The organism is Streptomyces sp. G45 (assembly GCF_049542095.1).
Lineage (GTDB): Bacteria > Actinomycetota > Actinomycetes > Streptomycetales > Streptomycetaceae > Streptomyces.
This window is the reverse complement of record NZ_JBMUZU010000001.1, coordinates 1,159,355-1,184,734: the sequence shown is the minus strand read 5'-3', so window position 1 is coordinate 1,184,734 and position 25,380 is coordinate 1,159,355. Positions and strand designations below refer to the sequence as shown.

Genomic DNA, 25,380 nt, shown 5'->3' with positions numbered 1-25,380 from the left:
CTCCGTAACGGTCGGGATGGGTTCCGGGGCTAGATCCGGGCCGGTTTCGGACCGGTTTCGCGGCGGTCGGCGAGACGGCCGCGAACGGACGCTCGCCTTTGGGGTTCTTCTTCCGGGGGATCGTCAGGGGAGCGAAGGGGGAGCGTCGGGAAGCGTCGGGGGAGCGCCTTCGCAAGTCCGGGGCGCGGTGCCCCCGGAGTCGCGGCGCGGTGCCCCTCGGAGTCGGGGCTCCGCGTCCCCGCGGTGCCCCTCGTACTACCGCGCGGCACGAGAAGGCGCGCGGCCGCCCGACCCGCTGGTCCCGACTCCGGTTGCCAGTTGTCCTGTCGACGGGACAGGACAGCGCTCCGGGGGCGAGCGGTTAGGTATGTTCCGCCCGAATTCCTGACGACTACGGGGTTGATCGCTTTGTCTTTTCCTGAGCTGAGTTCCCTTCAGGGCGGGGGCACAGAGAAGGAAGCGGAGGTTCCGATACCGATCGGTACGATCCCGGAGCTGTTCGAGCGGCAGGTCGCGGCGGCTCCGGACGCGGCGGCCGTGCTCTTCGACGGGACGTCCCTGACCTACCGGGAGCTGAACGCGCGGGCCGACCACCTGGCGCGGGTCCTGGTGCGGCACGGAGTCCGGCGGGAGAGCGTCGTCGGCGTGGCGCTCGGGCGGTCGCCGCAGTGGTGCGTGGCCGTCCTCGCCGTGATGAAGGCGGGCGGCGCCTATCTGCCCGTCGACCCCTCCTACCCCGTGGACCGGATCGCCTTCATGGTGAAGGACTCCGGCGCCGGACTGCTCCTGACGGACGCCACCACCGACCGCCAGCTGCCCGCACTGCCCACGCCCGCGCTGAACCTGGACGACCTGGGCCCCGCCGACGACACCCCCGGCCCCGCCGACGCCGCGGCGGCACCCGCGCGCGAACAGTCCGTGTCCGACGCCGCGTACGTCATCTACACCTCGGGTTCCACGGGCCGCCCCAAGGGCGTCACGGTCACCCACACCGGCATCGCCAACCTCGTCGGCGCCCTGGTGGAGCGCATGAAGGTGGGCGCCGAGAGCCGCGTCCTGCAGTTCGCCTCGCCGAGCTTCGACGTCTCCGTCGGCGAGATGTGCATGTCCCTGTTCACCGGCGGCACGCTGGTGATGGCCGACAAGGAGCGGCTCGCCCCCGGCGCGCCGCTCGCCGCGACTGTCGCCGCGCACGGCGTGACCCACCTGGTCATGCCGCCCGCGGTCCTCGCCACGATGCCCGCCGACTCCCTGCGCTCGGTGCGGTCCATGGCGGTCGCCGGGGAGGCCACCCCGCCCGAACTGGTCGCCCAGTGGTCCGTCGGCCGTCGGCTGCTCAACGGCTACGGCCCCACCGAGACCACCGTCGCCGTCACCCTCAGCGCCCCGCTGTCCGGAGACGGCCGCGTCCCCATCGGCGGCGCCCTGCCCAACACCGATCTGTACGTCCTCGACGACCGGCTCCAGCCGGTGGCCGACGGCACCGAAGGCGAGCTGTACATCGCGGGCGCGCCCCTCGCCCGCGGCTACCTGGGCCGCCCCGCGCTCACCGGCGAACGCTTCGTCGCCTGCCCCTTCGGCGCCCCCGGGCGGCGCATGTACCGCTCCGGGGACCTGGTGCGGCGGGCCGACGACGGGCAGCTGGAGTTCGTCGGGCGCGTCGACACCCAGGTCAAGATCCGCGGGCTGCGCATCGAACTCCAGGAGATCGAGGCGGCGCTGACCGCCCACCCCCTGGTCGCCCACGCCGTGGTGGTCGCCCACGAGTCCAGCGGCCGCGGCAAGCAGCTCGTCGGCTATGTGGTCCCGGCGGCCGGTGACGGTGCCCGCGACGAGGACGCCGCCCGCGACGAGGACGCCGCCCGCGACGAGGGCGGCGCCACCGGGTCCGTCGCCTTCGACGCCGGGTTCGCGGCCGGGGAGCTGCGCGCGTTCGTGGCGCGCCGCCTGCCGGACTTCATGGTGCCCGCGCTCGTCATGGTCCTCGACCAGCTCCCGCTGACGCCCAACGGCAAGGTGGACCGGAAGCGGCTCCCCGAGCCGGAGTTCACGGGCGGCACCTACCGGGCGCCGCGCACCCCCGAGGAGGAGGCCCTGGCGGAGGCGTTCGCCGCGGTCCTCGCGGTGGACCGGGTCGGCATCGACGACGACTTCTTCGCCATCGGCGGCGACAGCATCCAGTCCATCCAGGTGGTGTCCCGGGCCCGCGCGGCCGGGATCGAGATCAGCGCCCGGGACGTGTTCACCTCCCGCACGGTGGCCGACCTCGCCGAGGTCGCCGCGGCCAACGCGGCGTCCGGCGCCGGAGCCCCCGTCCTTGAGGAGCTGCCCGGCGGCGGCGAGGGCTGGATGCCGCTGCTGCCCGTCGCGCGGATGCTGCGCGAGTACGGCCCCGGCTTCGACCGGTTCCTCCAGGCCATGGCGCTGGACCTGCCCGCGGGCATCGACCGGGCGGGCCTGGCGGCGACCCTCCAAGCGGTGCTCGACCGGCACGACCTGCTGCGCGCCCGCCTGGTGACCGAGGGCGGCGAGGGCCTGCTCGTGGGGCCGCCCGGCTCGGTCGACGCGGCGGCGCTGCTCACGCGCGTGGAGTGCGACGGCCGCTGGGGCGGCGCCTGGGAGCGGTCCCTGCACGACGCGCTCGACGCGGCGGCCGCCCGCCTCGACCCGGCCGGGGGCGTCGTCGCGCAGTTCGTCTGGTACGACCCGGCAGCGGCCCCGAAGTCCACGGCCGAGGGCGGCGCGGCGGACGGCGGCGCGCCCCGGCAGGGCGGGGCACCCGCCGGGCGCCTGCTGGTCGTCCTGCACCACCTCGTCGTCGACGGCGTGTCCTGGCGCATCCTCATGCCCGACCTCGCCGCCGCCTGGGAGCAGGTGCGGGCCGGGCGCGCGCCCGTGCTCGAACCGGTCGCCACCTCGGTGCGGCGCTGGGCGCACGCCCTTGCCGACGAGGCGCGCGGCGCGCGGCGGACCGCCGAACTGGACCTGTGGCGGTCCATCGTGGAAGGGCCCGACCCGCTGCTCGGCGCCCGCCGCCTGGACCGGTCCGTGGACGTGATCGCGACGGTCACCGAGACCCGGGTCGACCTGCCCGTGTCCGTCACCGAGTCCCTCCTGTCGACGGTGCCCGCGGCCTTCCACGGCGAGGTCAACGACGGCCTCCTGACCGGCCTGGCGCTCGCCCTCGCCCGGTGGCGGCGCGACCGCGGCGTCGAGGAGCCCTCGGCGCTCATCCGGCTCGAAGGCCACGGCCGCGAGGAGGCGGCCGCGCCGGGCGCGGACCTGTCCCGCACCGTCGGCTGGTTCACCAGCGTCTTCCCCGTGCGCCTCGACGTGGCGGGCACGGACCTCGACGACGCCTTCGCGGGCGGGCCCGCGGCGGCCCGCGCCCTGAAGGCCGTCAAGGAGCAGCTGCGGGCCGTCCCCGACAAGGGCATCGGCTACGGCCTGCTCCGCCACCTCAACCCGGAGACCGCCGCCCGGCTCGCGCCGTACCCGCTCGGCCAGGTCGGGTTCAACTACCTGGGCCGGTTCTCGGCGGCGGCGGACATGCCGGAACGGCTGCGCGGCCTCGGCTTCACCCAGGTCGAGGTCGCCGAGCTGGCGTCCCTCGACGCGGGCCAGGACCCGGACATGCCCGCCCCCGCGGAGGTGGACATCAACGCCAGCGTCACGGACACCCCCGAGGGGCCCCGGCTGAGCGCCGTGTTCACCGCGCCCTCCGGCGTGCTCGCCCAGGCCGAGGTGCGCCAGCTCGCCGACCTGTGGTGCGCGGCCCTCGAAGGCCTGGCCCGGCACGCCGCCGAACCCGGCGCGGGCGGCCTCACCCCGTCCGACGTGCCGCTGGTGCGGGTGGCGCAGGAGCACATCGACGCCTGGCAGGAGCGCTACCCCGGCCTGTCGGACGTCTGGCCGACCACCCCGCTCCAGTCCGGCCTGCTGTTCCACTCGCTGATGCGGGGCGCCGCCACCTTCGACGCCTACCAGGTGCAGTACACCCTGCACCTGTCCGGGCCGGTGGACCCGGACCGGATGCGGGCCGCCGGGCAGGCCACCCTCGACCGGCACCCCAGCCTGCGGACCGCCTTCGTGCCCGGCGCCGACGGCGACCACCTCCAGCTCGTCGTCGACGGCGTCGAACTGCATTGGAAGCAAGCCGACTTGAGCGAGGTACCGGCCAGCGGCCGGGCGGAGGCCTTCGAGCGGTTCCTCGCCGACGACCTGGCGGACAACTTCGACCTGGCGACGCCACCGCTGCTGCGCCTGGCCCTCGTCACCCTGTCCGACGGCAGACACGAACTGGTCCTGACGGCCCATCATCTGCTGTTCGACGGCTGGTCGCTGCCGCTGATCATCCAGGACGTGCTGCGCCTGTACGGCTCGGGCGGCGACGCCTCGGCGCTGCCGCGCCCGCGCGGCTACCGGGACTTCCTGGCCTGGCGGGCGCGGCAGGACCCCGAGGAGTCCACGGCGGCCTGGGCCAGGGAGCTGGCCGGGCTCGACGAGCCCACGATGCTGGCCCCCGGCGACGAGTCGGACGCGGCCAGCCCCGGCATCGGGCAGGTCGACGTGGACCTCACCACGGAGGAGTTCCACGCCCTGGCCCGGCGCGCCACCGGCCTGGGGATCACCCTCAACACGGTCGTGCAGGGCGCCTGGGCCGTCCTGCTCGGACAGTTGACGGGCCGTCAGGACGTGGTGACCGCCGCCACGGTGGCCGGGCGGCCGCCCGCGGTGCCGGGCGTCGACTCCATCGTCGGGCTCTTCCTGAGCACCATCCCCGTACGCGTGGGCTGCGCCCCCGGAGCCACCTTCACCGAACTGCTCACTGGTCTCCAGGAGCGGCAGGCGGCACTGCTCGACCACCACCACGTGGGGCTGCCCAAGCTGCTCGACCTGACCGGTCTGAAGGCGCTGTTCGACACCCTCGTCGTCTTCGAGTCCTTCCCGCTGGACCGCTCGGGCATCGCCGAGGCGAGCGCGGCGGCCGGGGTCACCGTGACGGGCATCCGCTCCTTCACGGCCAGCCACTATCCGGTGACCGTGTTCGTCTACCCCGACGGCGCCCGCCCGCGCGTGACCATCCAGTACCAGCGGCACGTGTTCGACGCGGCGGGCGCCGAGGTGCTCGCCGGGCGGCTCGGGCGGGTGCTGCGGCAGATCGCGGCCGACCCCGGGAGCAAGGTCGGCCAGGTGGACGTCCTGGAGCCCGCGGAGCGCGAGCGGCTGCTCGTCGGCCTGAACGACACGCGCGTGCCGGTGCCCGCCACCACGCTTCCGGAGCTGTTCGACCGGCAGGTCGCGCAGTCGCCGGACGCGATCGCCGTGACCAGCGGCGACGTCGCGTACACCTACCGGGACCTTGACGAGCGGGCCAACCGCCTCGCGCGGGAGCTGATCCGGCGCGGCGCGGGCCCCGACGGCGTGGTGGGCGTCGCCCTGCCCCGCTCGGCCGAGCTGATCGTGGGCGTGGTCGCCGTCGTCAAGACGGGCGCCGCCTATCTGCCGGTCGACCCCAAGTACCCGAGCGACCGCCTGGACCTCGTCCTGTCGCAGGCCGAGCCGGAGCTGATCGTCACCGACGCGCCGACCGCCCGGGCCCTCCTCGGCCCGGACCAGCGGTGCGTCTTCGTCGACCAGGAGTACGGCACGGACGGCGGCCCCCTCACCGACGCGGACCGGACGACACCGCTGCGCCCCGACCACCTGGCGTACGTCATCTACACCTCGGGCTCCACGGGCGTGCCGAAGGGCGTGATGGAGACCCAGCTCACGGTGGCCGCCGACGCGGCGGAGATGGCCGCGCGCATGGGCGGCGGCACGGGCAAGAAGCTGCTCGCGGGCACGTCGATCAACTTCGACGTCTCCGCGTTCGAGATGTTCGCCACGCTCGGCAGCGGCTCCACCCTGGAGGTGATCCGCGACGCGCTGGCCATGGGGGAGCTGCCGGAGCTCTCGGCCACGGTCCTGAGCACCGTGCCGTCGGTCTTCGACGAACTGCTCGCCCTGGTCAAGGAGAAGAAGGGCACCGAGGGCGTGGAGACGCTCGCGCTCGGCGGCGAGCCGCTGCCCGTGTCGCTCGCCCGGCGGGTGCGCGAGGTGCTGCCCAACGCGCGCGTCGTCAACTGCTACGGCCCGAGCGAGTCGTTCTACACCACGGCGTTCTCGCTGGAGGCCGACGACGCCCTCCAGGGCGCGGGCAGCCTGCCGATCGGCACCCCCATCGGGAACGTGCGCGCCTACGTCCTCGGCCCCGGCCTGACGCCCGCGCCGCGCGGCGTGGTGGGCGAGCTGTATGTCTCCGGGCACATCGGGCGCGGCTACCACCGGCGCCCGGGCCTGACCGCCGAACGGTTCGTGGCCAACCCCTTCGAGGGCGGCGGCGCGCGCATGTACCGCACCGGCGACCTGGTCCGCTGGACCGAGGACGACCAGCTGGAGTACCTGGGCCGCGACGACCATCAGGTCAAGGTGCGCGGCTTCCGCATCGAGCCGGGCGAGGTCGAGGCGGCCCTGACCGCGCACCCCGGCGTCGCCCAGGCGGCCGTCATCGCCCGGGAGGCGGGCGGCGGCACCAAGCGCCTGGTCGGCTATGTGGTGCCCGCGCCGCGGGAGGACGCGGACGGCCCCGGCGCCGTCGACGTGACGGAGCTGCGCGCCCACGCGAACGAGAAGCTGCCGGACTTCATGGTGCCGGACGCCTTCGTGGTCCTCGACCGGCTGCCGCTGTCGCCGAACGGCAAGCTGGACCGCGGGCGGCTGCCGGAGCCGGAGTTCGGCGGCGCCGCGTACGCGGCGCCGCGCACCCCGCAGGAGCGGACGCTCTGCGACCTGTTCGCGGAGGTGCTCGGCGCCGAACGGGTCGGCATCCACGACGACTTCTTCGCCTCGGGCGGCAACTCCCTGCTCGCGACGCGGCTGACCAGCCGCATCCGCGCGGAACTCGGCGTGGACGTGCCGATCCGGGCGGTCTTCGAGGCGCACACCGTCGCCGATCTCGCGCCGCGCACCACGGGGTCGACGAAGACCAGCAGGCCCCGGCTGCGCAGGATGAACAGGGAGGCGTACACCGGCCGTTGAGCAGGCCGTGAGCAGGCCACCGGGCACGCGGCGCGCGCCGCGTGCCCGGCGCGCGGACGGGCCCCCGCCGGTGTGGCGGGGGCCCGCTGCCCGTACAAAGACCCCACCGCGACGGGGGAGCGCGGTGGGGTCCACGTCTCAGGTACCCGCCGGGTCGCGGGTCATGCGGGCGGATGCGCGCTTTCCGGGTTTCTCCGGAGAGAACCACGAGACGTGGATGTCTGGTTATGGCTCTTGGAGGCAGTGTGAAGGACGTGAAGAATCCTCGACCGGTGCCACCGGTATCGCCGGTGTCACTGGTACGCCTCGGTTCACGCCCGTACACCCCGGCACACCAGGGGATCCATCCAGCATCAGCCGTGAGGAGAACGCCTTGCGCTCGATCAAGCTGTCCCGGTCCGTGGCCACCCTGGCCTCCGCCGCACTCGCCGCCGTGGCGCTCGCCGCGGGCACCGCGGCCCCGGCGGCCGCCGCCCCCTCGGGCGCCACCAACACCAAGGCCATGACCTGGACCTTCCTCGCCGACGGGCCCAGCGGCACCGTCCGCGTCGGCGGCGGCCCGCTCAGCAACCCCTACCAGGGCGACACGGACACCAGCACGGCGCTGCCCGTCCTGTGTCTGAAGGTCGACGGCCGCCCCGTGCCCGCCGGGATCACCCCGGACTTCTACGCGGGCTGGGCCAAGGGCACCGTCGCCGCTACCAACCCGGTGCGCGGGACCCGGCTGACGAGCCTGGCCGCCGCCGACGGCATCTGCGCCAACACCTTCGGCGCGGGCTGGCGCATGGCCGAGTTCCACGACGGCAAGTACGGCCCCAACCTGCAGAGTTCGGGCGGCTGGAGCTTCTGGGCCCACGGCGACGTGCCGGTGGGCACACGCTTCTGGACGTACATCAACGACCAGCCCGCCAACCCCTGGAACTGACCCGCCGCCCGGCCACTGAGACGGTGCACCGACCGCCGCCCCGCCGCCCCGGCCGCTGACCCGGCGCCCGACCGCTGAGCGAGCGCACCGCACACACCCGGGCGGGCGGCCCCCCGCAGGGGAACCGCCCGCCCGGACCCGTACGCTCCGCCCCGGACTATGTCCGGTTGGCGCGCACCGTGCCGGTGAACACCGGGCCCGGGTGCTCCTGCCACTGCTCGTCGTACGTGTACTGCTTCAGGCGCACCGACTCCGCGCCCTCCCGCAGCCCGTCCTTGACGGTGGGCACGCTCAGCTCCACGCCGCGCTTGCCGGGCGGGACCAGGACGGTGAAGTACGGCTCCCCGTTGACCTTGGACAGCGGGCGGCCCCGGCCGGGCGTGGCGCCGAAGGTCTCCTTCAGCCACCGCTTGGTGACGTCCTTGGTGGACAGCTCTCCGCCGCCGCGGACCGGCAGGACGCGGAACGCGGCCCCCAGCTCCGTGTCGGCGACCGCCGACAGGGACACGCGCCACTTCAGGGCCTTGCCCTCGGTGACCTTGGCGGCGACCGGCTTCACCGTGATCTTCGGCATCGGGTCGTCCTCGCGCACGGCGAGCCCACCGTGGTAGGAGCCGACGACCGCGCCGCGCACCGCCTTGGCGAAGAGGTCGTACGACACCTGCGTGCCGTACCGCTTGTTGCCCTTGACCTCGAACGGCACGCTCAGGGACGTGTCGCCGGGGCGCACCGTGACCTTCTTGGCGACGAGCTTGTCCGGCACGGCCGGGTCGGGCAGCAGCAGCCGCACCGTGCCGGTGCCGTCACCGCTCACCCGGACCGGGGCGCGGTAGGTGCGCACCCCGGAGTCGCCCTCGTCGACGGTGAGGCGGCCGAGGTCGACGCGGGCCAGCGGCGACGCGGTGACCTCCGGCGTGCCGGGGCGCCAGCCCCAGGCGTCCATCAGCCACGCCTTGCCGGACCGGGTGGCCGAGGTCAGCTCCACCGACCGCACCCGCGTCAGGTCGAGGCCCGCGCCGGTCGCGGCCGTCAGCGGCACCCGCACCTCACGGCCCCAGTACGACGAGGTCATCTCGCTGCCGGGCAGCCCGTCGAGGGTGACCCGGCCGAGCTTGGCGCGGCGCCCCGACGCGTCGGCGACGGTCACGTCCAGCTTGGTGCCCTTGGTGTTCGGCGGCACGATCACGCGCAGCGCGAGCGCCTTGGCGTCCGCGAGGGACACCGGCTTCTTGGGGCGTACGGCCATGGTGGCGCCGGTGCGCGACCAGTTCATCGCGTACGCGTAGCGGCCGGGGTCGGGGGAGGCCTCCCAGCGCGCGAAGTGCGGCGACGAGCCCTGGCGTCCGGTCAGACAGCCGCGGGGGGCGCTGGAGGAGACCTGCGAGCACAGGCGTCCGCCGGTCACCGCGGCGCTGGTGTCCGCGGTGACGGCGGGCGTGCGGTGGCCGCCGACCGCGTGCGTGAGCACCCGCGCCGGGCCCGCCGAGGGGGCGCCGCGGCCGGAGCCGTCGAGCAGCGGGCGGACCTTGTCGTCACCGGCGAGGAACAGCCGGGCGGCCGCGGCGATGTACGTGGAGCCCGCGGTCTGCTGCTGCGTGGCCTTCAGACGCGGGCCGCGGCCCGGCGAGCACACCGGGTCCGGGCGCTCGCCGCCGGAGAAGTCGTCGACGGACGGGGCCTGGGACTGGCCGGGCGTCCACTCGCGGTTGAAGAAGTTGTGGTTCGCGCCGACCATGTAGACCGCGCTGTGCAGGGCGCTGCCGCCGCTGACGCCACGGGTGGCGTCCACGTAGAGCTGGCCCTGGAGGTCGGAGACGTCGCCGTCGCAGCCCGGCAGGATCGTCATCGAGGGCACGTCCGGGTCGGGGTTGTGCCCGAAGAGGGTCGGGCCGATCAGGACCGTGCCGCGGACCTGCCAGCGGGCCTTGCCCGGGGCGCCGTCCTCGTCGGCGGGCGGCGCGTAACGGCTGTCGAGCGCCGCGCGGTTGACGCCCTCGCCGCCGCGCGAGTGGCCCACGAGCAGCACCTTGGACAGGTCAGCGGGGGCGGTGGCGCGCACGGCGTCCGGTGCCTTCGACGGGTCGGCGGCCCAGTCGGCCCAGCGGCCGAGGTGCTGGCGCACCAGCGAGGAGCGGGCCTGCGCGCCGCCGTCGTCGGCGACGTCGTCCTGGCCGTTGATCCCGTTCGCGGCGATCGACACCGTGACGTACCCCTGGGAGGCCAGGAGCTTCTGGTCGTGCACATAGCCCTGCTCGCTCGGCACCGGCTTGAGGCCCGACGGGCAGGGCCAGGTCATGTCCTCCTTGCCGCGGTCGTTGTAGCAGGTGTAGTGGCGGCCGTGCAGGAACAGCGCCAGCGGGCGCTTGCCCGGGGCGTTCGTCGGGCCGAGGACCGTGGCGCGCATCTCCACCGGCTTGGGGAAGCCGGGCAGCTTGACCGCCTTCAGGTCGTAGCTGCCGCGGGTGGTGCGGTACGGGCCCGGGCGGCCCGGGTCGACCTCGTTCGCGGGAGCCTGCCGCGGGGTGTCGGCGGGCGGCGGCGCCAGGCGCGGGCCCCGCCCGGCGGCGGGCGCGTCCAGACGGCGGCCGCCCGCGAGCACCTTCAGGCCGGTCAGGCGGTCCGTGGGGCGTACGCCGTTCTCGGACAGGCCCAGGCGGAAGGTGCGCTGGTCGTTCGCGGCCCTGGGGCGGCCGAGCAGCCGGTCGCCCGCGTAGAACTCCACGCGGGCGTCCCCCATGGGCACCCGCTCCGGGGAACGCCAGACCAACTCCTGGTCGGCGCCCTCGCCGGTGAGGTCCCACCCCTGGGGGAGCTGGTCGGGGCTCCCCACCGGGGCGGTGGATATGGGGTCGTCGGCGGGCGGCCCGGACGGCAGCCCCGGCGCGGCGTGCGCCAGCTCCGGCAACCCCACCGCCAGCGCGAGCGCCGCACACGCGGCGGTCGCCAAGCGCGGGACACGGATCAAGACAGTTCTCCTCGTCATCGGATTCCCCCGAGGCCCGGTGCGTCACGGGCCCTGCGGCGGGGAGGATGCGAACGGACGTCCGGGGGTTGCCTGTTGCTGTGCGGGACCTGTGCGACGGGTGGGGCAGAAGGGGCGAAAGGGGTGTTACGGGTCTGTGAGTCCCGTAACACCCCTGGTCAAGAGCGCGGCCCGGCCGCTCCGATGACGGCCCCTCAGGCACCCGCCTCCGCCGTACCGGCCGTCTCGGCCGTCCCCGACGCCCCGGCCGTGCCCGCCGTACCGGCCGTCCCCGACGCCTCGGCGGCCACCGGCTTCCAGCGGATCCTCGTGGCGCACAGCGACACCAGGACCGCCGACGCGGCGACCGCCGCCATGCCCCACACCAGGCTGCTGCCGCTCGCGATGAAGCCGATCACCGGCGGCCCGGCGAGCAGCCCCGTCGTCCCCATCGCGGCCACCAGGGCGAGGGCGTCCGAGCCCTGGTTCGCCGCCGCCACGTACACGCACGGCGTGACGGCCGCGAGGCCGAGTCCCATGAGCGCGAAGCCGATCAGGGCCGGGACCACGCCGCCCACCAGCAGCGCGAACGCCAGGCCCGCGGCGGCCAGGACGCTGCCCAGGCGCACCACGCGGCCGTCGCCCCAGCGGGTGCGCCAGCCGTCGGCGAAGAGCCGCGCGAGCACCATCATCACGGAGACCACGGCGATGCCCAGCGGCGCGACGCGGGCCGACGCGTCGGCGACGTCCTTGAGATAGAGCGCCGACCAGTCGTTCATGGCGCCCTCCGCCACGGTGCCGAACACCATGGCGCCGCCCATCCACAGCGTGACGCTCGCGGGCAGCGCCCACGACCGCCGGGCCTTCTTCTTCGCCCCGTCCCCGTCGGCGCCGTCGGCGTCGGGCGCGGCCTCCTCCTCGGTCAGCAGCGCCGGTTCGGCGAACATGGCGAGGAGCAGCACGAGCACCGCGGCCACGCCGAAGTGCAGCGCCACGGACGAGGTCAGCGCGCTCGTGCCGGAGGCGAGGAGGGCGGCGCCGAGGGAGCCGCCGCTGAACGTGGCGTGCAGCTTGGCCATGGCGGTGCGCCCGTAGCGGGACTCCAGGGCGGCGCCCTGCGCGTTCATGGCGACGTTCAGACAGCCGACGCCGACGCCGTCGGCGCACATCACGGCGAGCGCGACCGGATAGTTCGGCGCCGCCGCGAGGGCGAGCAGCAGCAGGCCGAGGAACAGCGCCGAGAGGAAGGCCAGGCGCCGCGAGCCCCAGCGCCGGGTGAGGGCGGCGACGAGCGGGAACGACGCCGCCGCGCCGACCCCGGCGGCCATCAGGAGCAGCCCGACCTCGGCCTCGCTCAGGTCGAGCTTGGACTTCAGCGCGGGAATCCGCGCGGCCCAGGTGGCGTACTGGAAGCCCAGGACGCAGAACAACGCCGCGATGGCGAGCTGCGCTCGCCGGAACTCATCGCGGACACGCAAGGTGTGCATCAGCTCGTCAGCCTCTTCGTCTTTCCGGCACCGCTCTGCCTTTCGGGGACTGGCGCGGACATGTACACCGCGTCCGCGCCGTAACTGGCCGGGAGCGGGACCTCCCGGTGGGCCGTGAATCCCCGCGCCGACCAGAAGGTCTCGCTGCCCGCCACGGCGACCAGGGAGATCCGCTCGTAGCGCTGGGCGCGGGCCGTCGCCGTGAGGTGGCGCAGCAGTCGGCGGGCCAGGCCGCGGCCGCGGAAGTCCTCGGCGACGACCAGGTCGTGCAGGTGCAGGTTGGCCGAGGCGAAGGCGGACCGCTCCGCCCGCTCCAGGTCGGGGCTCTGGAACGCCGGGTAGGGCAGCGTGAGGACGTAGCCCGCGGTCCGGTGTCCGCTAGTGAGCACGAAGCAGGTGCTGGGCGAGACCCGGGCCCGGGATTCGAGCGCCGCCCGGCCCTCGGACAGGCCGAGGGGGGTGTAGACGCCCGCTTCGAGGGCCGCGATGCCGTCCCAGTCGTGGTCGGTGACGGGCCGTATGTGCAGGGGGCCGAGGGTGTCGGACACTCAGTGCGCTCCTTCCGGCGCGGCGCCCGCCCGCTCCTGCTCGCCGCGCACCCAGGTGAGCGGCAGCGGGCCGAAGCCGTTGAAGCCCCGCGTGGTGTAGCTCGTGGCGTACGCGCCCGTGGACAGGATCCACACCGGGTCCCCGGACGCCGCCGCCTCGGGCACCCGGACCAGGCTGCCCTCGTGGCTGTAGGCGTCGTCGCTGTCGCAGGTGGGTCCGGCGACCACAGCGGGGACGTACGTTGCTGGGGGCGCCGGGGGCGCGGGGTGGGTCGGGAACAGCAGCGGGTACTGGAGCGCGTCCATCTCGTACAGGCCGTTGAACTTGCCGCAGCTCAGATACAGCCAGTGCTGCCGCCGCCCGTCGGCGCCCCGCCGGGCGGACAGGCGCGACACGTGGGCGCGCACCGCGCCGTGGTCGGCGACCAGGTGGCGGCCGGGTTCGATGACGAAGTCCAGCGGCACGGGGGTGAGGGCGGACAGGCGCTGCATCCCCTCGCGGAGCACCGCGAAGATCTTGTCGAGGGGCGGGTCGAGCGGGTTGCCCCGCCGGTCGCGGTAGCCGAGCGCGGGCAGCCCGCCGCCCAGGTTGACGTGGTCGGGGTGGATGCCGCGGCGGCCCAGGGCCACCAGGACCTCGGCGATGCGGTCGAGGGCGGCGCGCCACGCCTCGGCCGTCATCTGCTGGGAGCCCACGTGCACGGACAGGCCCGCCGGGACCAGACCCGAGGCGTGCGCGGTCGCCAGGACGTGCACGGCGTCGGCGGGGAGCAGCCGAACTTGTGGCTGAGCCCCCACAGGGCGCCGTCGCCGTCGGTGGCGAGGCGGCAGAAGACCCGGGAGCCGGGCGCGATGGCCGCGATGGCCCGCACGTCCTCGACGCTGTCGGTGGCGAAGTCCCGGATGCCGCGGGCGCGGGCGTCGGCGATGTGCCGGTCGGACTTGATGGTGTTGCCGTAGTGGACGCGCTCGGCGGGCGCGCCGACGGCCAGGGCCTGGGCGATCTCCTGCGGGCTGGCCGCGTCGAAGCCGCAGCCGCGGTCGGCGAGCCGGGTGAGCACCTCGTCCACCGGGCAGGCCTTCATCGCGAACCGGACGGCGACGCCGGGCAGTTCCCGCAGCAGCGCGTCGTAGCGCTCCTCGATGCCGGGCAGGTCGTAGACCAGGGTGTCCTCCGTGGCGGCCGCGAGGGCCGCCCGCAGGCGTGACGTGACGTACATGAAAGGCCGCTACCCGAGGCTCGACGCGTCGGCCGCACGCGCGGCCCGGATCAGTGCCGCCCAGGCCTCGATGAGCAGGGCGAAGTCTTCCATGTCGTGCCGCGCCTCGGCGAGCAGCCGCTCGCGGCGCGCGGGCAGGGCGTCGGCGAACGCGGCGTACTTGCCGCCGAGCTTGCGGTACGAGCGCTCCAGGACGTCGAGCCGGTGGACGTTCTCCGCGGTGTCCAGCCGCGCGCTGTCCCGCACCAGCCGGGCGATCTGGTCGGCGCGGACGTCGTGGCGCTCGTCCAGGAGCGCGCTCCCGGCCCGCTCCATCTCCGCGTAGACGTGGTTGAGGTAGAGCATGGACAGGAAGAACTTCGTGAACCGGTTCTGGTACGCCGTGAAGCCGGAGTCGGTCCTGCGCTCGCCCGTGTAGTAGTTCACGATGGTGCGGTTGTGCAGGACGCCGGGCAGCGTGGCGTCGTACACCACGTGCAGCAGGAAGTAGTCGCTGCCGATGGTGTCGGTGGCGGGCGGCAGCGGGATCTGCTCGTGCACGCGGTGGAAGCTGATGTTGCACATGTCGACGCGCATCGGGTCGACGTGGGTGAGCACGGCGCGGTCCTCGGTGAACGGGTCGAGGCCCGCGCCCCTGAAGGACTCGTCGACCAGGTCCCGCTTGCGCGCCTCGGGCCAGTCCTGCGGCGCCCACAGGCTGACGACGTCGTAGTAGACCTCGCGGTCGAGGTCGTGGATCTCGCCGATGTCCACGGAGAGTTCACCGATGAAGGAGCTGCCGACGAGGACCACCGGCTTGTCGTGGTGCGCCGGGTCCAGGTCGGTTCCGGTCACCGCGGCCGTGGCGTCGGCGGCGCGCCTGCCCAGGGAGGCCAGCTCGTGGTGGATGGGGTAGACCGGCTCGCCGTCCAGGACCTGGTAGGCGCTGTCGGAGTCCCTGCGGTGCACCGACGCGCAGCCGAGCGCCGCCGCGATCAGGAACGCCCGGTTGGTGCAGGCGCCGTACGACAGCGCCGACGGCAGCATCAGGTCGAGCAGCAGGTCGGGCTTGAGGACGTCGGCGGCGTGCACGACCCGGCGCAGGAAGTCCCGCTGCCGGTCCTCGTCGAGGTGGTGGACGACGACGCCCGGCACGTCCCGGAACTCCGCCAGGGCCTGGGCGTGCGCGGTGAGGTCGTCCGGCGCGGAGGAGTCGAGGACGAGCAGGTGCACCTCGACGCCGAAGTGCGCGGCGGCGTACCGGGCCTCCCCGCCGAGCGCGGTGACCACCGGGGCGCAGGCCCGGTTGGTGGGCAGGGCCAGGCAGACCCTGCGCGCGGTGTCCGCCCCGCTCACCGGTCGGAGGCTTCCGTGTGCCAGGACGTCAGGCCGAGCAGCTTCTCGCCGAGGTCGGTGAGGCTGGCGGTGCCGTAGCGCTCGGACTCGTGCTGGCGGGCGTCGCCGAGCAGGGTCACGTTCCAGTCCGGCGTCGACAGGTGGCGCCAGGACTCCACGCGGGACTTGCGCAGCGCGTGGTGCTCTTCGAGGGCGGGCATCATCGACAGGTACTGCACGGCCCGCACGCCGCGCTCGGAGGTGTTGGGCGCCACTCCGTGCGCCAGCATGCCGTTCCAGATCAGCAGGTCGCCCGCCTTCAGCTCGGGGCGTACGACGGGGAACTCGGACCGGTCGACGGCCGGGCGCACCGGGTCGCGGTCGGCGGGCTGGTCGAGCTTCCAGCGGTCGAACTGCCGGAACAGCTCGGGGCAGCACTGGAAGCCGCCGAGTTCCGCCTCGGTGTCGTGCAGCGCGATGATGCCCTGGACGCGCTGCGGCAGGACGCTGCGGGTGGAGTCCACGTCCCAGTGCAGCTCGATGTCGAAGCCCCGCTCGGTGGGCTCGATCAGGGAGCGGGAGCGGTTCTTGACGTTCGGCGGGTTGAGGTTGAGCCGGTCCAGGGTGACCCACAGCTCCTCGCAGTCCCACACGTCGACGAAGGCGTCGTAGACGCGCCGCGTCTGGCGGCTGTCCCAGATGAGCTGGTGGTGGTACGCCTCGACGAAGCCGTAGACGTACAGGTCCCGCTCCAGGTCCGTACGGAACTCCCGCTCCTCGTACCAGGTGTCCGGGCGTTCGCGGTCCAGGCCCTGGAAGTCCCAGGTGAAGTCGAGGAGGCGGCGGGCGTGGTCGGCGGGTATCGCCTCGCTGACCACGACGTAGCCCTGGGTCTGCCACTGGGTGAACTGCTCGTCCGTCAGGACCCGCAGCGGACGGGTCTTCTGAAGGTCCCTCAGGGGGAACTGCGCCAGGTAGGTGTCGGCGTCGGAGCTGAAGTAGGGCAGCTCGCAGGCGGCTCGGTACAGATGGGGCGGTGTGGACACAGGACTCCTCCAGGGCTCGGGTGCGCGGTGGACGGTCAGTGGACGGTCACGGGAGCGGTCGGGGGTGGGGACGGAAGGGGAGCGACCGCTCCTGCGCGGTTCCGTGCGTGGGGGAGGCCTCGACGGGCGGCGACGACGGGAACGGCGAGGGCGCGGCCGTCGTCGCGGGCCGGGAAGGGCACGAGGAACGAGGTGCGGTGCGAGTGAGGGGTGTCGGCGGGCGTCCGCGCGCCGCACGCGCCATGGGGGTGGTCTCGCGTGCGGGCGGCGGATCGCGGTGGGCGGGGGCGTGTCGGCGCCCCGGCGGGGACGGGCGAGGGGTCGGCGTGAACTCCCGAAGGACTAGACCAGGTTCGGGTGGAACCAAGATGGACTAGACCATCAGCGAAGTCAACCGGTGTCCGCGGGTCGCGTGTTGGGGCGTCGCGGTGCGTCAGCGAGCGGTGCCGCTTGGGTGACGACTCGTCCGGAAGGGACCGGACAAGATCGGATAACCGCTGGAGAACGGGGGTGCCGCGGCGCTCAGTCGGTGCCGACGAGGACTTCCGCGGCGGCGATGCCGGAGACGCGCGTCGCACCGTGCGTGATCAGGTGGACCGCCCCGAGCTGTTCGCCCGCGGGCACGCCCATCTCCACGACGAGCGCGTCCGGGCGGCGGCGCACCAGGCCCGTGAGCGCCTGCGACATCCAGGGGTGGCGGGCCGCGTCCCGTACGACGACGACCAGTTGACGCCCGGTCGCGGGCGTCAGGGCGACCCGGTCGAGCAGGCCGGGCTCGGCGGTGAGGTCGGCCTCCGACACGCGCACGGACGTCGTGCCGGGGCGCAGCGCGCGCAGCGGCTCGGCCACGCCCCAGGGGGTCGCGCCGTCGACGGCCAGGCTCATCGTGGCGGACAGCTCGACGACGTGCGGGTCGGCGGTGAGCGGCAGCGCGGCGCCGGTGTCCGCCTTGTGCACGCGCACGGCGCGGCGCGCGGCCTCCAGGCCGATGTCGGCGGCGTCGGCGGCGGGCTCCGGCTGCCGCGTGAGCGTGGCCGACCAGGCGGCGAACTCCCGTACGCGGGTCGCGGCGTCGGCCAGGCGCTCCTCGGGCAGGGTGCCGTCGAGCACGGCGCGCACGAGGGCGTCGGCGAGGTCGACGGTGGTGGCCTCCTCGGCGCTCTCGCCGCCGACGCACACCGCGTCCACGCCCGCGGCGACGGCCCGCACGGTGGCGCCGCCGATGCCGTAGGGGCCGGAGACGGCGCTCATCTCGATGCCGTCGGTGACGACCAGGCCGGTGAAGCCGAGCTGGCCACGCAGCAGGTCGTGGACGATGGGGCGGCTGAGCGTCGCGGGCAGTTCGCCGTCGTGCGCCGGGACCAGCATGTGGGCGGTCATCACGGCGCGCACGCCCGCCTCCATGGCGGCGGTGAACGGTGGCAGCGCGGTGCGCGCGATCTCCTCGGCGTCGGCGGTGAAGCGGGGCAGGCCGTGGTGGGAGTCCACGCTGGTGTCCCCGTGGCCGGGGAAGTGCTTGGCGCAGGCGGCCACTCCGGCGGACTGCAGGCCGCGGACCCAGGCGGCGGTCTGCCGGGCGACGACGTCCGTGCGCGCGCCGAAGGAGCGCACGCCGATCACCGGGTTCATGGGGTTGGAGTTGACGTCGGCGCTCGGCGCGTAGTCCAGGGAGACGCCGATCTCGCGCAGCTGGCGGCCGATGTCGCGGGCGACGCGCTCGGTCAGGGCCGTGTCGTCGATGGCGCCGAGCGCCAGGTTGCCGGGCCAGGAGGCGCCGGTGCGCGCGTCGATGCGGGTGACGTCGCCCGCCTCCTCGTCGATGGCGACGATCAGGTCGGGGTTCTCGGCGCGCAGGGACGCGGTGAGCGCGGCGACCTGCTCGGGGCTTTCGATGTTGCGCCCGAACAGCACGACCGAGGCGAGTCCGTCGGCGATCCTGCGGCGCACCCAGTCCGGCGCGGTGGTCCCCACGAACCCCGGCTGGAGCACGGAGTTGGCAAGGCGGGTGAGCTGCGGGTGGCTGGTGCTTGCCATGGTGCTTGCCATGAGGGACCTCCGGAGGGACGGGGCGCGGCGGCTCGGCCGGGGCGGCGGAGCACTGCGAACGTGCCGGATATTGGCCTATACCAATCCGGGGTGTCAAGAAGTCCCTGTGTGTTGACTTGTGCCCAATTGGCCTGAATGCGCGCGGGCTTGGGGCCGGGGGATACCGGAGTGGCCGCAGTGGCGTCGCCGGATGGCCGGAGGGCGACGCCCCGGGCGGGGCGTGGGCCGCGGGGCGCGGACGCGCCGTCGGGGCCCCGGACGGTCAGCTGCCATGCCGTCAGCTGACGGAGTGTCGGGTGACGGTCCGTCGGGCCGCCTTCCGGTGAGCCGTCGCGCCGTCAGCCCCGCACGCGGCGCCACTTGCGCAGGCTCACCAGCTCGCGCGGCGGGTCCAGCTTGCTGCCGACCTCGACGTAGGACACCTCCGCCGCGTACACGCTCCCCTCGGAGTCCACGGCCACGCCGTGCGGCCAGTTGAACTGGTCCGGGGCCTCGCCGGGCAGCGGCGCCCCGAACCGGGTCACGAGGCGCCCGTCCCGGTCAAATACCTGGATCCGGTGGCCGAGTCCGGGGACGCCCGTCTGCACCGGCGGCGGCCCCTGCTCGGCGACGTAGACGTTGGTGTCCGGGCCGCGGCCCGCGCAGACGGCGGCGGGGCGGTGGGAGTGCCAGGTCGCGCGGAACTCGCCGTCGAGGGAGAAGACCTGGACGCGGTGGTTCTCGCGGTCGCAGACGATCACGGCGTCGTCGCCGAACATCGCGATGTTGTGCGGCAGGCTGAACTGCCCCTCGTCGCTGCCGGGTCCGCCCCACGAGGTGAGGTGCCGCCCGTCCGCGGTGAAGCGGTGCACCCGCGAGTTGCCGTAGCCGTCGGTCACGAAGACGTCGCCCGACGCGGGGTCGACGGCCACGTCGGTGGGGCGGCTGAAGGGCTCACCGCTCTGGAAGGCGGCCGGACGGCCGGTGCCGAGGGTGAGCAGGGTGTTGCCCTCGCGGTCCGTCTTGGTGATGCGGTTGCCGAGGTCGTCCACGAGCCACAGGTGGTCCTCGTGGTCCACGGTGACGGCGTGCGGGTGCAGGAAGCGGGAGCCCTTCCAGCGCGGCGTGGTCGTGCCGTACGCGTTGTCGATCAGCTCCGTGCCGCCGAACGGCGTGTCGTTGCCCCACATGTCCACGACGTTCCCGTCCCGGTCGAAGACCAGCACCGGCATGGTGCCCCGGTTGAACACGTGGACGCGGTCCGCCGAGTCGACGGCGACGGAGGTGGCCTCCTGGAGCCAGATGCCGTGCGGGATCCTGGCCCAGAACGGCACGGGTTCGTAGACGGTCTCACTGGTCGCGGGTCCGACAGCCACGATGGTCCTCCCCGGACGAGTGGGCCCGCCCCGGATCGTACGACCGCGGGACCCGCCGCGACAGACCGCGCCGCCTGGCACCGACCCCGCGCCGCCGGGTACGCGGCCCCGCACCGGCGGGTAACGCGGCCTCGCACCGCCGGGTGCGCGGCCTCGCACCGGCTGGTGCCCGGCATCGCGTCGGCAGGCGTCCGGCCTGGCACCGGCGGGTGTCCGACCTCGGGCCGCCGGGGGACCGGCCCCGGCCCGGCTGGGATACCGGCCTGCTTCGCGCCGGGCCATCGGGTGACCGGTCCCACCCTGGCGGGACACCGGCGGGGCGTCGCCCCCGGCACCGCTGGGGAGCGGCCTGGCCCCGCCCCGGGGGAGCTGGCTCCGCGCTGCGGGCTTCCGACCCTGGGTCGTCCCGTCGGGCGACCAACCCCGGCCCGGCGGGACACCGGCGGGGCGTCGGCCCCGCACCGCCGCGGACCGGCCTGGCCCCGCCTCGCGTCCGGTCTCGCGCCGCCGAGGGATCGGCGCCGTACCACCCCGGCGGGGGACCGGCGTCGCGCCGGTGGGGGCGAGTCGTCCCGCACGGACCGGACACGGCCCCGGGCTCATCCAGGAACCCCCGGGCCGCGCCCGGCGACCCCCGCCCCGCGCGTACCCCCGTACGGCCCACCCCGACGCGCCCCCGCCCGCTCCCGCCGGTGGAATGGACGGGTGACCGCGCCCCCGGACGACTGCCTCGCGCGCAACGAATGGATCTGCGGCGAGTATCTGAGCACGCGTCGGCACATCCTCACCGACGCCGTGCTCCAGCACCTGGAGCTGACCGCCGTCGCCGTCCTGATCGCGCTGGCCGTGGCGCTGCCGCTCGCCGTCGCCGCCCGGCGCTGGCGCCTCGCCGCCGGGCCCGTGCTGGCCGTCACCACCGTCCTGTACACGATCCCGTCGCTCGCGATGTTCTCGCTGCTGCTGCCCGTCTACGGGCTCTCCGCGTCCCTCGTCGTCGCCGGGCTCGTCCTGTACTCGCTCACCCTCCTCGTCCGCAACATCCTCGCGGGGCTGCGCGCCGTCCCCGAGGAGACCCGGCAGGCCGCACGCGGCATGGGCTACGGACCCGTCCGGCTGCTGCTCACCGTCGAACTGCCGCTCGCCCTGCCCGCCGCCATGGCGGGCCTGCGCATCGCGACGGTCTCGGCGATCTCCCTGCTCACCGTCGGCGCCATCGTCGGCTTCGGCGGGCTCGGCAACCTCATCTACGCGGGCATGAACACCTACTTCAAGGCCCAGGTCCTCACCGCGTCCGTGCTGTGCGTGCTCCTCGCCGTCCTCGCCGACCTGCTGCTGCTCGGCGTCCAGCGGCTGCTCACGCCCTGGACGAGGGCGGCCCGCGCATGACGACCCTCGCCGACGCCTGGCGCTGGCTCACCGACCCCGCCCACTGGTCCGGCGACGGCGGCATCGGCCAGCGGCTCCTGGAGCACCTCGTCCTGACGGCGGTCTGCCTGCTGATCAGCTGCCTCGTCGCGCTGCCCGTGGCGCTCGCCCTCGGCCACCTCGGCAGGGGCGGGGCGCTCGCCGTGAACCTCGCCAACGTGGGCCGCGCCGTGCCGACCTTCGCGGTGCTCGTCCTGCTGCTGCTCACCCCGGTCGGCAGGTGGGGCGAGGGGCCGACGGTCGTCGCCCTCGTCCTGTTCGCCGTGCCGCCGCTGCTCACCAACGCCTACGTCGGGATGCGCGAGGTCGACCGGGGCGTCGTACGGGCGGCGCGGGGCATGGGCATGACCGGCTGGCAGATGCTGTGGCGGGTCGAGGCCCCGCTGGCGCTTCCGCTGATCATGAGCGGCGTACGGCTCGCCGCGGTCCAGCTCGTCGCCACCGCCACCATCGCCGCCCTCGCGGGCGGCGGCGGCCTCGGCCGGATCATCACCGCGGGCTTCAACCTGGCCAGCACGCCGCAGGTCGTCGCGGGCGCGGCCCTCGTCGCCGCCTTCGCGCTCGTCGTCGAGGGCGCCTTCGAACTCGCCGAGCGGTACGCGCCGGGCCTGGCCCGCGCCGTGCGCACCCGGGGCGCGGCATGAGGCGGCGCGCCCGGTGCGGGGGGCTCCTCGCGGTGCTCGTGCTGGCCGCGGGCTGTGCCACGGGCCCCTCCCTGGAGACGCGGGACGAGGTCACCGGCGCGCCCGGCGACAGCAAGCACCTCGTCGTCGGCTCCGCGGGCTTCACGGAGAGCGACCTGCTGGCGCACATGTACGCGCTGCTGCTCCACAAGGCGGGATACGGCACGGAGTTCCTCTCCGTGGCCAACCGCGAGCTGTACGAACCCGCCCTGGAGGCCGGGCAGATCGACGTCGTACCCGAGTACGCGGCGACGTTCGCGGACTGGCTGAACGCCAAGGCCCACGGCGCCGACGCCGAGCCCGTCGGCTCGCCCGACCTCGGCCGCACCATGAAGGCCCTGCGCGCCCTCGCCGCGCCCCGCGGCCTGACCGTCCTCGACCCGGGCCGGGCCGTCGACCAGAACGCGTTCGCGGTCGCCGCGTCCTACGCCCGCGAACACCGCCTGAAGACCCTCTCCGACCTGGGCAGGTCCGGCCTGAAGGTGCGGCTCGCCGCGGGCGACGAGTGCGTGCGCCGCCCGTACTGCGCACCGGGCCTGAAGTCCGTGTACGGCATCGACATCACCGGTGTCGACCCCAAGGGCGTGGGCACCACCCAGGCCAAGAAGGCGGTGCAGAGCGGCCAGGACCAGATGGTGCTCACCACGTCCACCGACGCCACCCTCGACGAGTTCGGCCTGGTCCTGCTGGCCGACGACCAGCACCTCCAGAACGCCGACTACGTCGTCCCGGTCGTCAACCGCTCCCGCGCGGGCAGCGAGCCCGTGGCCCGCGCCCTCGGCCGCCTCAACACCGTCCTGACCACCGCGGACCTGGCGGACCTGAACCGCCAGGTGGACAGCTGGCGGCGCCTGCCCGAGGACGTGGCGAGGAACTACCTCCAGGACAAGGGCCTGCTGTGAACCCCCGGCCCGCGCGGGTGCCATGCTGGCCCGCATGGCCGACCACGGGGACCACGACGCCGTACGACGCAGCTACGACACCGTCGCGGGGGAGTACGCCACCCGCCTGCACGCCGAACTCGACGCCAAGCCCCTCGACCGGGCGCTCCTGTCCAGCCTGGCGGAACGCGCCCCCCGGGGCGCGCCCATCGCGGACCTCGGCTGCGGCCCGGGCCACGTGGCGGCACACCTCGCCGGGCACGGCGCCCGAGCCGTCGGCGTCGACCTGTCCGCGGGCATGCTCGCCGAGGGCCGCCGCCGCTACCCCCAGGTGGAGTTCCGCCAGGGCGACCTGCTCGCGCTGCCCGCCGAGGACGGCGAGTTCGGCGCGGCCGTCGCCCTCTACACGATCATCCACCTCGCCCCCGGCGAACTGCTCCCCGCCTTCCACGAGGCCCACCGCGTGCTGCGCCCCGCCGGGCTGCTGCTCGTGTCCTTCCACATCGGCACGGAGACCCGCCACCTGGACGAGTGGTGGGGCCACGACGTGAACCTGGACTTCCGCTTCCTGCCGGTCCAGGAGGTCACCGCCCTCCTGGAACAGGCGGGCTTCACACTGGAAATGCGCCTGGAACGCGCCCCCGTCCCGGCCGAGGCCCAAACCCACCGCGCGTACGTCCTGGCACACCGCGCCTAACTGCCGCGCCCCAAAGGGCCACAGGGACCGGCACGAGCAACCACAACCCACCCGCAGAGAGGGACGGGCCCCGAAGGGGCGCGGGGAACGGCGCGAGCAACCACGACGCACCCGCAGAGAGGGGCGGGCCCCGAAGGGGCGCGGGGAACGGCGCGAGCAACCACGACGCACCCGCAGAGAGGGGGCGGGCCCCGAAGGGGCGCGGGGAACGGCGCGAGCAACCACGACGCACCCGCAGAGAGGGGGCGGGCCCCGAAGGGGCGCGGGGAACGGCGCGAGCAACCACGACGCACCCGCAGAGAGGGGCGGGCCCCGAAGGGGCGCGGGGAACGGCGCGAGCAACCACGACGCACCCGCAGAGAGGGACGGGCCCTGAAGAGCCGCGGGGAACGGCGCAGGCAACCGCAACGCACCCGCGGAGGGGGGCGGGCCCCGAAGGGGCGCGGGGAACGGCGCGAGCAACCACGACGCACCCGCGGCAAGAAGCACACCCGCGGCGAGGAACTGCTCAAGCACAGCGCAGCGACTACGCGTCGGCGACCGAGTCGAACTCCACCTCCCCCCGCCCCACCCCCTGGGCGTCCGCGTCCACCGACCGCCGCAGCGCCTCGTGCAGCTTCGCCGGGGTGAGCACCCCCACGAAGCGGGCCCCGTCCAGGACCGCGACCCAGCCCGCGTCGTGCTGGAGCATCACCCCGAACGCCTGCTTCAGCGGGGCGCCCACCGGCACCCAGGAGTTCATGCGGTGCGCGAGGTCGCCGACCGCGGCGCCGTCACCGGCGAGCGCCACCTCGTCGACGCCGACCCAGCCGTGCAGCGCGCCCTCGGCGTCCACGACCACCGCCCAGCGGGCGGCGTCGGCGCGCAGCCGGGCCGCGGCCTGCGCCGCGGGCTCGTCCAGGCGGGCGACGGGCGGCTGCTCCAGGTCGTCGGCCTCGACCGCGGTCACCGAAAGCCGCTTCAGTCCCCGGTCGGCGCCGACGAACTCGGCGACGTACGGCGACGCGGGCGTGCCCAGGACCGCGCCCGGCGTGTCGAACTGCTCGATGCGCCCCTGCCCGTACACCGCGACCCGGTCCCCCATGCGCACCGCCTCCTCGATGTCGTGCGTGACCATCAGGACGGTCTTGCGCACGGTCCGCTGGAGGCTCAGGAACTCGTTCTGCAGCTTCTCCCGCACCACCGGGTCGACCGCGCCGAACGGCTCGTCCATCAGGAGCACCGGCGGGTCCGCGGCGAGCGCGCGGGCCACGCCGACGCGCTGGCGCTGGCCGCCGGAGAGCTGCTCGGGGTAGCGCGGCCCGTACGTGGCCGGGTCAAGGCCCACCAGGTCGAGGAGTTCGGCGGCCCGGGCGCGGGCCCTGGACCGCTTCCAGCCGACCAGGGCGGGCACGGTCGCCGTGTTGTCGAGGACGGTGCGGTGCGGGAACAGGCCGACCTGCTGGATGACGTACCCGATGCGGCGGCGCAGCCGCACCGGGTCGACGGCCGAGACGTCCTGGCCGTTCACGTACACGCGGCCCGCCGTGGGCTCGATCAGCCGGTTCACCATCATCATCGTGGTGGTCTTGCCGCAGCCCGAGGGGCCCACGAGCGTGACCAGCTCGCCCTCGGCGACCTCGAACGACAGGTCGTCCACGGCCGTCGTGCCGTCCGGGTAGCGCTTGGTCACCTGCTCGAACCGGATCATTCCCTCACGCTAACCGCGCCC

The 25,380-nt window shown here is 74.5% G+C and carries 14 protein-coding genes and 1 pseudogene; 6 read left to right on the top strand and 9 right to left on the bottom strand.

What is annotated here, in order from left to right:
• Nucleotides 1–399 precede the first annotated feature (399 nt).
• Both ACOBQU_RS04925 and ACOBQU_RS04920 read left to right on the top strand, forming a co-directional pair.
• Nucleotides 400–7,080: an amino acid adenylation domain-containing protein gene (locus ACOBQU_RS04925; RefSeq protein WP_423624676.1), complete on the top strand. Its 6,681-nt coding sequence runs from the start codon at nt 400–402 to the stop codon at nt 7,078–7,080.
• Between the two features lie 373 nt (nt 7,081–7,453).
• Nucleotides 7,454–8,005: a hypothetical protein gene (locus ACOBQU_RS04920; protein ID WP_423624675.1), complete on the top strand. Its 552-nt coding sequence runs from the start codon at nt 7,454–7,456 to the stop codon at nt 8,003–8,005.
• Nucleotides 8,006–8,162: 157 nt separating this feature from the next.
• Here the strand turns inward: ACOBQU_RS04920 and ACOBQU_RS04915 are convergent, their stop codons facing one another.
• From ACOBQU_RS04915 to ACOBQU_RS04880, 8 genes and pseudogenes are all read right to left on the bottom strand, one after another.
• Nucleotides 8,163–10,970, bottom strand: coding sequence for a hypothetical protein (locus tag ACOBQU_RS04915; RefSeq protein ID WP_423624674.1), 2,808 nt, complete (start codon nt 10,968–10,970; stop codon nt 8,163–8,165).
• 212 nt (nt 10,971–11,182) lie between these two features.
• Entirely contained in the window at nt 11,183–12,454 is a 1,272-nt protein-coding gene (locus ACOBQU_RS04910; protein ID WP_423624673.1) for an MFS transporter, read from the bottom strand.
• Nucleotides 12,454–13,002: a GNAT family N-acetyltransferase gene (locus ACOBQU_RS04905; RefSeq protein WP_423624672.1), complete on the bottom strand. Its 549-nt coding sequence runs from the start codon at nt 13,000–13,002 to the stop codon at nt 12,454–12,456. Before ACOBQU_RS04905 ends, ACOBQU_RS04910 begins: the two co-directional genes overlap by 1 nt.
• Nucleotides 13,003–14,222 (bottom strand): annotated as a pseudogene (locus ACOBQU_RS04900) (type III PLP-dependent enzyme).
• Between the two features lie 9 nt (nt 14,223–14,231).
• On the bottom strand, nt 14,232–15,557 hold the full coding sequence (locus ACOBQU_RS04895; RefSeq protein ID WP_423624671.1) for a DUF6271 family protein: 1,326 nt from the start codon (nt 15,555–15,557) through the stop codon (nt 14,232–14,234).
• Nucleotides 15,554–16,582, bottom strand: coding sequence for a phytanoyl-CoA dioxygenase family protein (locus ACOBQU_RS04890; protein ID WP_423624670.1), 1,029 nt, complete (start codon nt 16,580–16,582; stop codon nt 15,554–15,556). Before ACOBQU_RS04890 ends, ACOBQU_RS04895 begins: the two co-directional genes overlap by 4 nt.
• A gap of 522 nt (nt 16,583–17,104) precedes the next feature.
• A complete protein-coding gene (locus tag ACOBQU_RS04885) occupies nt 17,105–18,616 on the bottom strand; it encodes a glycoside hydrolase family 3 protein (RefSeq protein ID WP_423624669.1) in 1,512 nt (503 codons plus the stop codon).
• 350 nt (nt 18,617–18,966) lie between these two features.
• Nucleotides 18,967–19,983 (bottom strand): peptidyl-alpha-hydroxyglycine alpha-amidating lyase family protein, encoded by a 1,017-nt coding sequence (locus tag ACOBQU_RS04880; RefSeq protein ID WP_423624668.1) that lies wholly within the window; start codon nt 19,981–19,983, stop codon nt 18,967–18,969.
• A 705-nt stretch (nt 19,984–20,688) separates the two neighbouring features.
• Here ACOBQU_RS04880 and ACOBQU_RS04875 point away from each other — a divergent pair.
• From ACOBQU_RS04875 to ACOBQU_RS04860, 4 genes are read left to right on the top strand one after another with little or no spacing between them, the layout of a single operon-like run.
• On the top strand, nt 20,689–21,369 hold the full coding sequence (locus ACOBQU_RS04875; RefSeq protein WP_423624667.1) for an ABC transporter permease: 681 nt from the start codon (nt 20,689–20,691) through the stop codon (nt 21,367–21,369).
• Nucleotides 21,366–22,052 carry an ABC transporter permease gene (locus tag ACOBQU_RS04870; RefSeq protein WP_423624666.1) on the top strand — a complete coding sequence of 229 codons (687 nt, stop codon included), beginning with the start codon at nt 21,366–21,368 and terminating at the stop codon, nt 22,050–22,052. Before ACOBQU_RS04875 ends, ACOBQU_RS04870 begins: the two co-directional genes overlap by 4 nt.
• Nucleotides 22,049–22,993, top strand: coding sequence for an ABC transporter substrate-binding protein (locus ACOBQU_RS04865; RefSeq protein ID WP_423624665.1), 945 nt, complete (start codon nt 22,049–22,051; stop codon nt 22,991–22,993). The genes ACOBQU_RS04870 and ACOBQU_RS04865 overlap by 4 nt, the downstream gene beginning before the upstream one ends.
• A gap of 34 nt (nt 22,994–23,027) precedes the next feature.
• Nucleotides 23,028–23,669 carry a class I SAM-dependent methyltransferase gene (locus ACOBQU_RS04860; protein WP_423624664.1) on the top strand — a complete coding sequence of 214 codons (642 nt, stop codon included), beginning with the start codon at nt 23,028–23,030 and terminating at the stop codon, nt 23,667–23,669.
• 526 nt (nt 23,670–24,195) lie between these two features.
• On the opposite strand, the gene ACOBQU_RS04855 is transcribed toward ACOBQU_RS04860, so the two are convergent.
• Complete coding sequence (locus tag ACOBQU_RS04855; RefSeq protein ID WP_423624663.1) at nt 24,196–25,359, bottom strand: ABC transporter ATP-binding protein; 1,164 nt, start codon at nt 25,357–25,359, stop codon at nt 24,196–24,198.
• Nucleotides 25,360–25,380 lie beyond the last annotated feature (21 nt).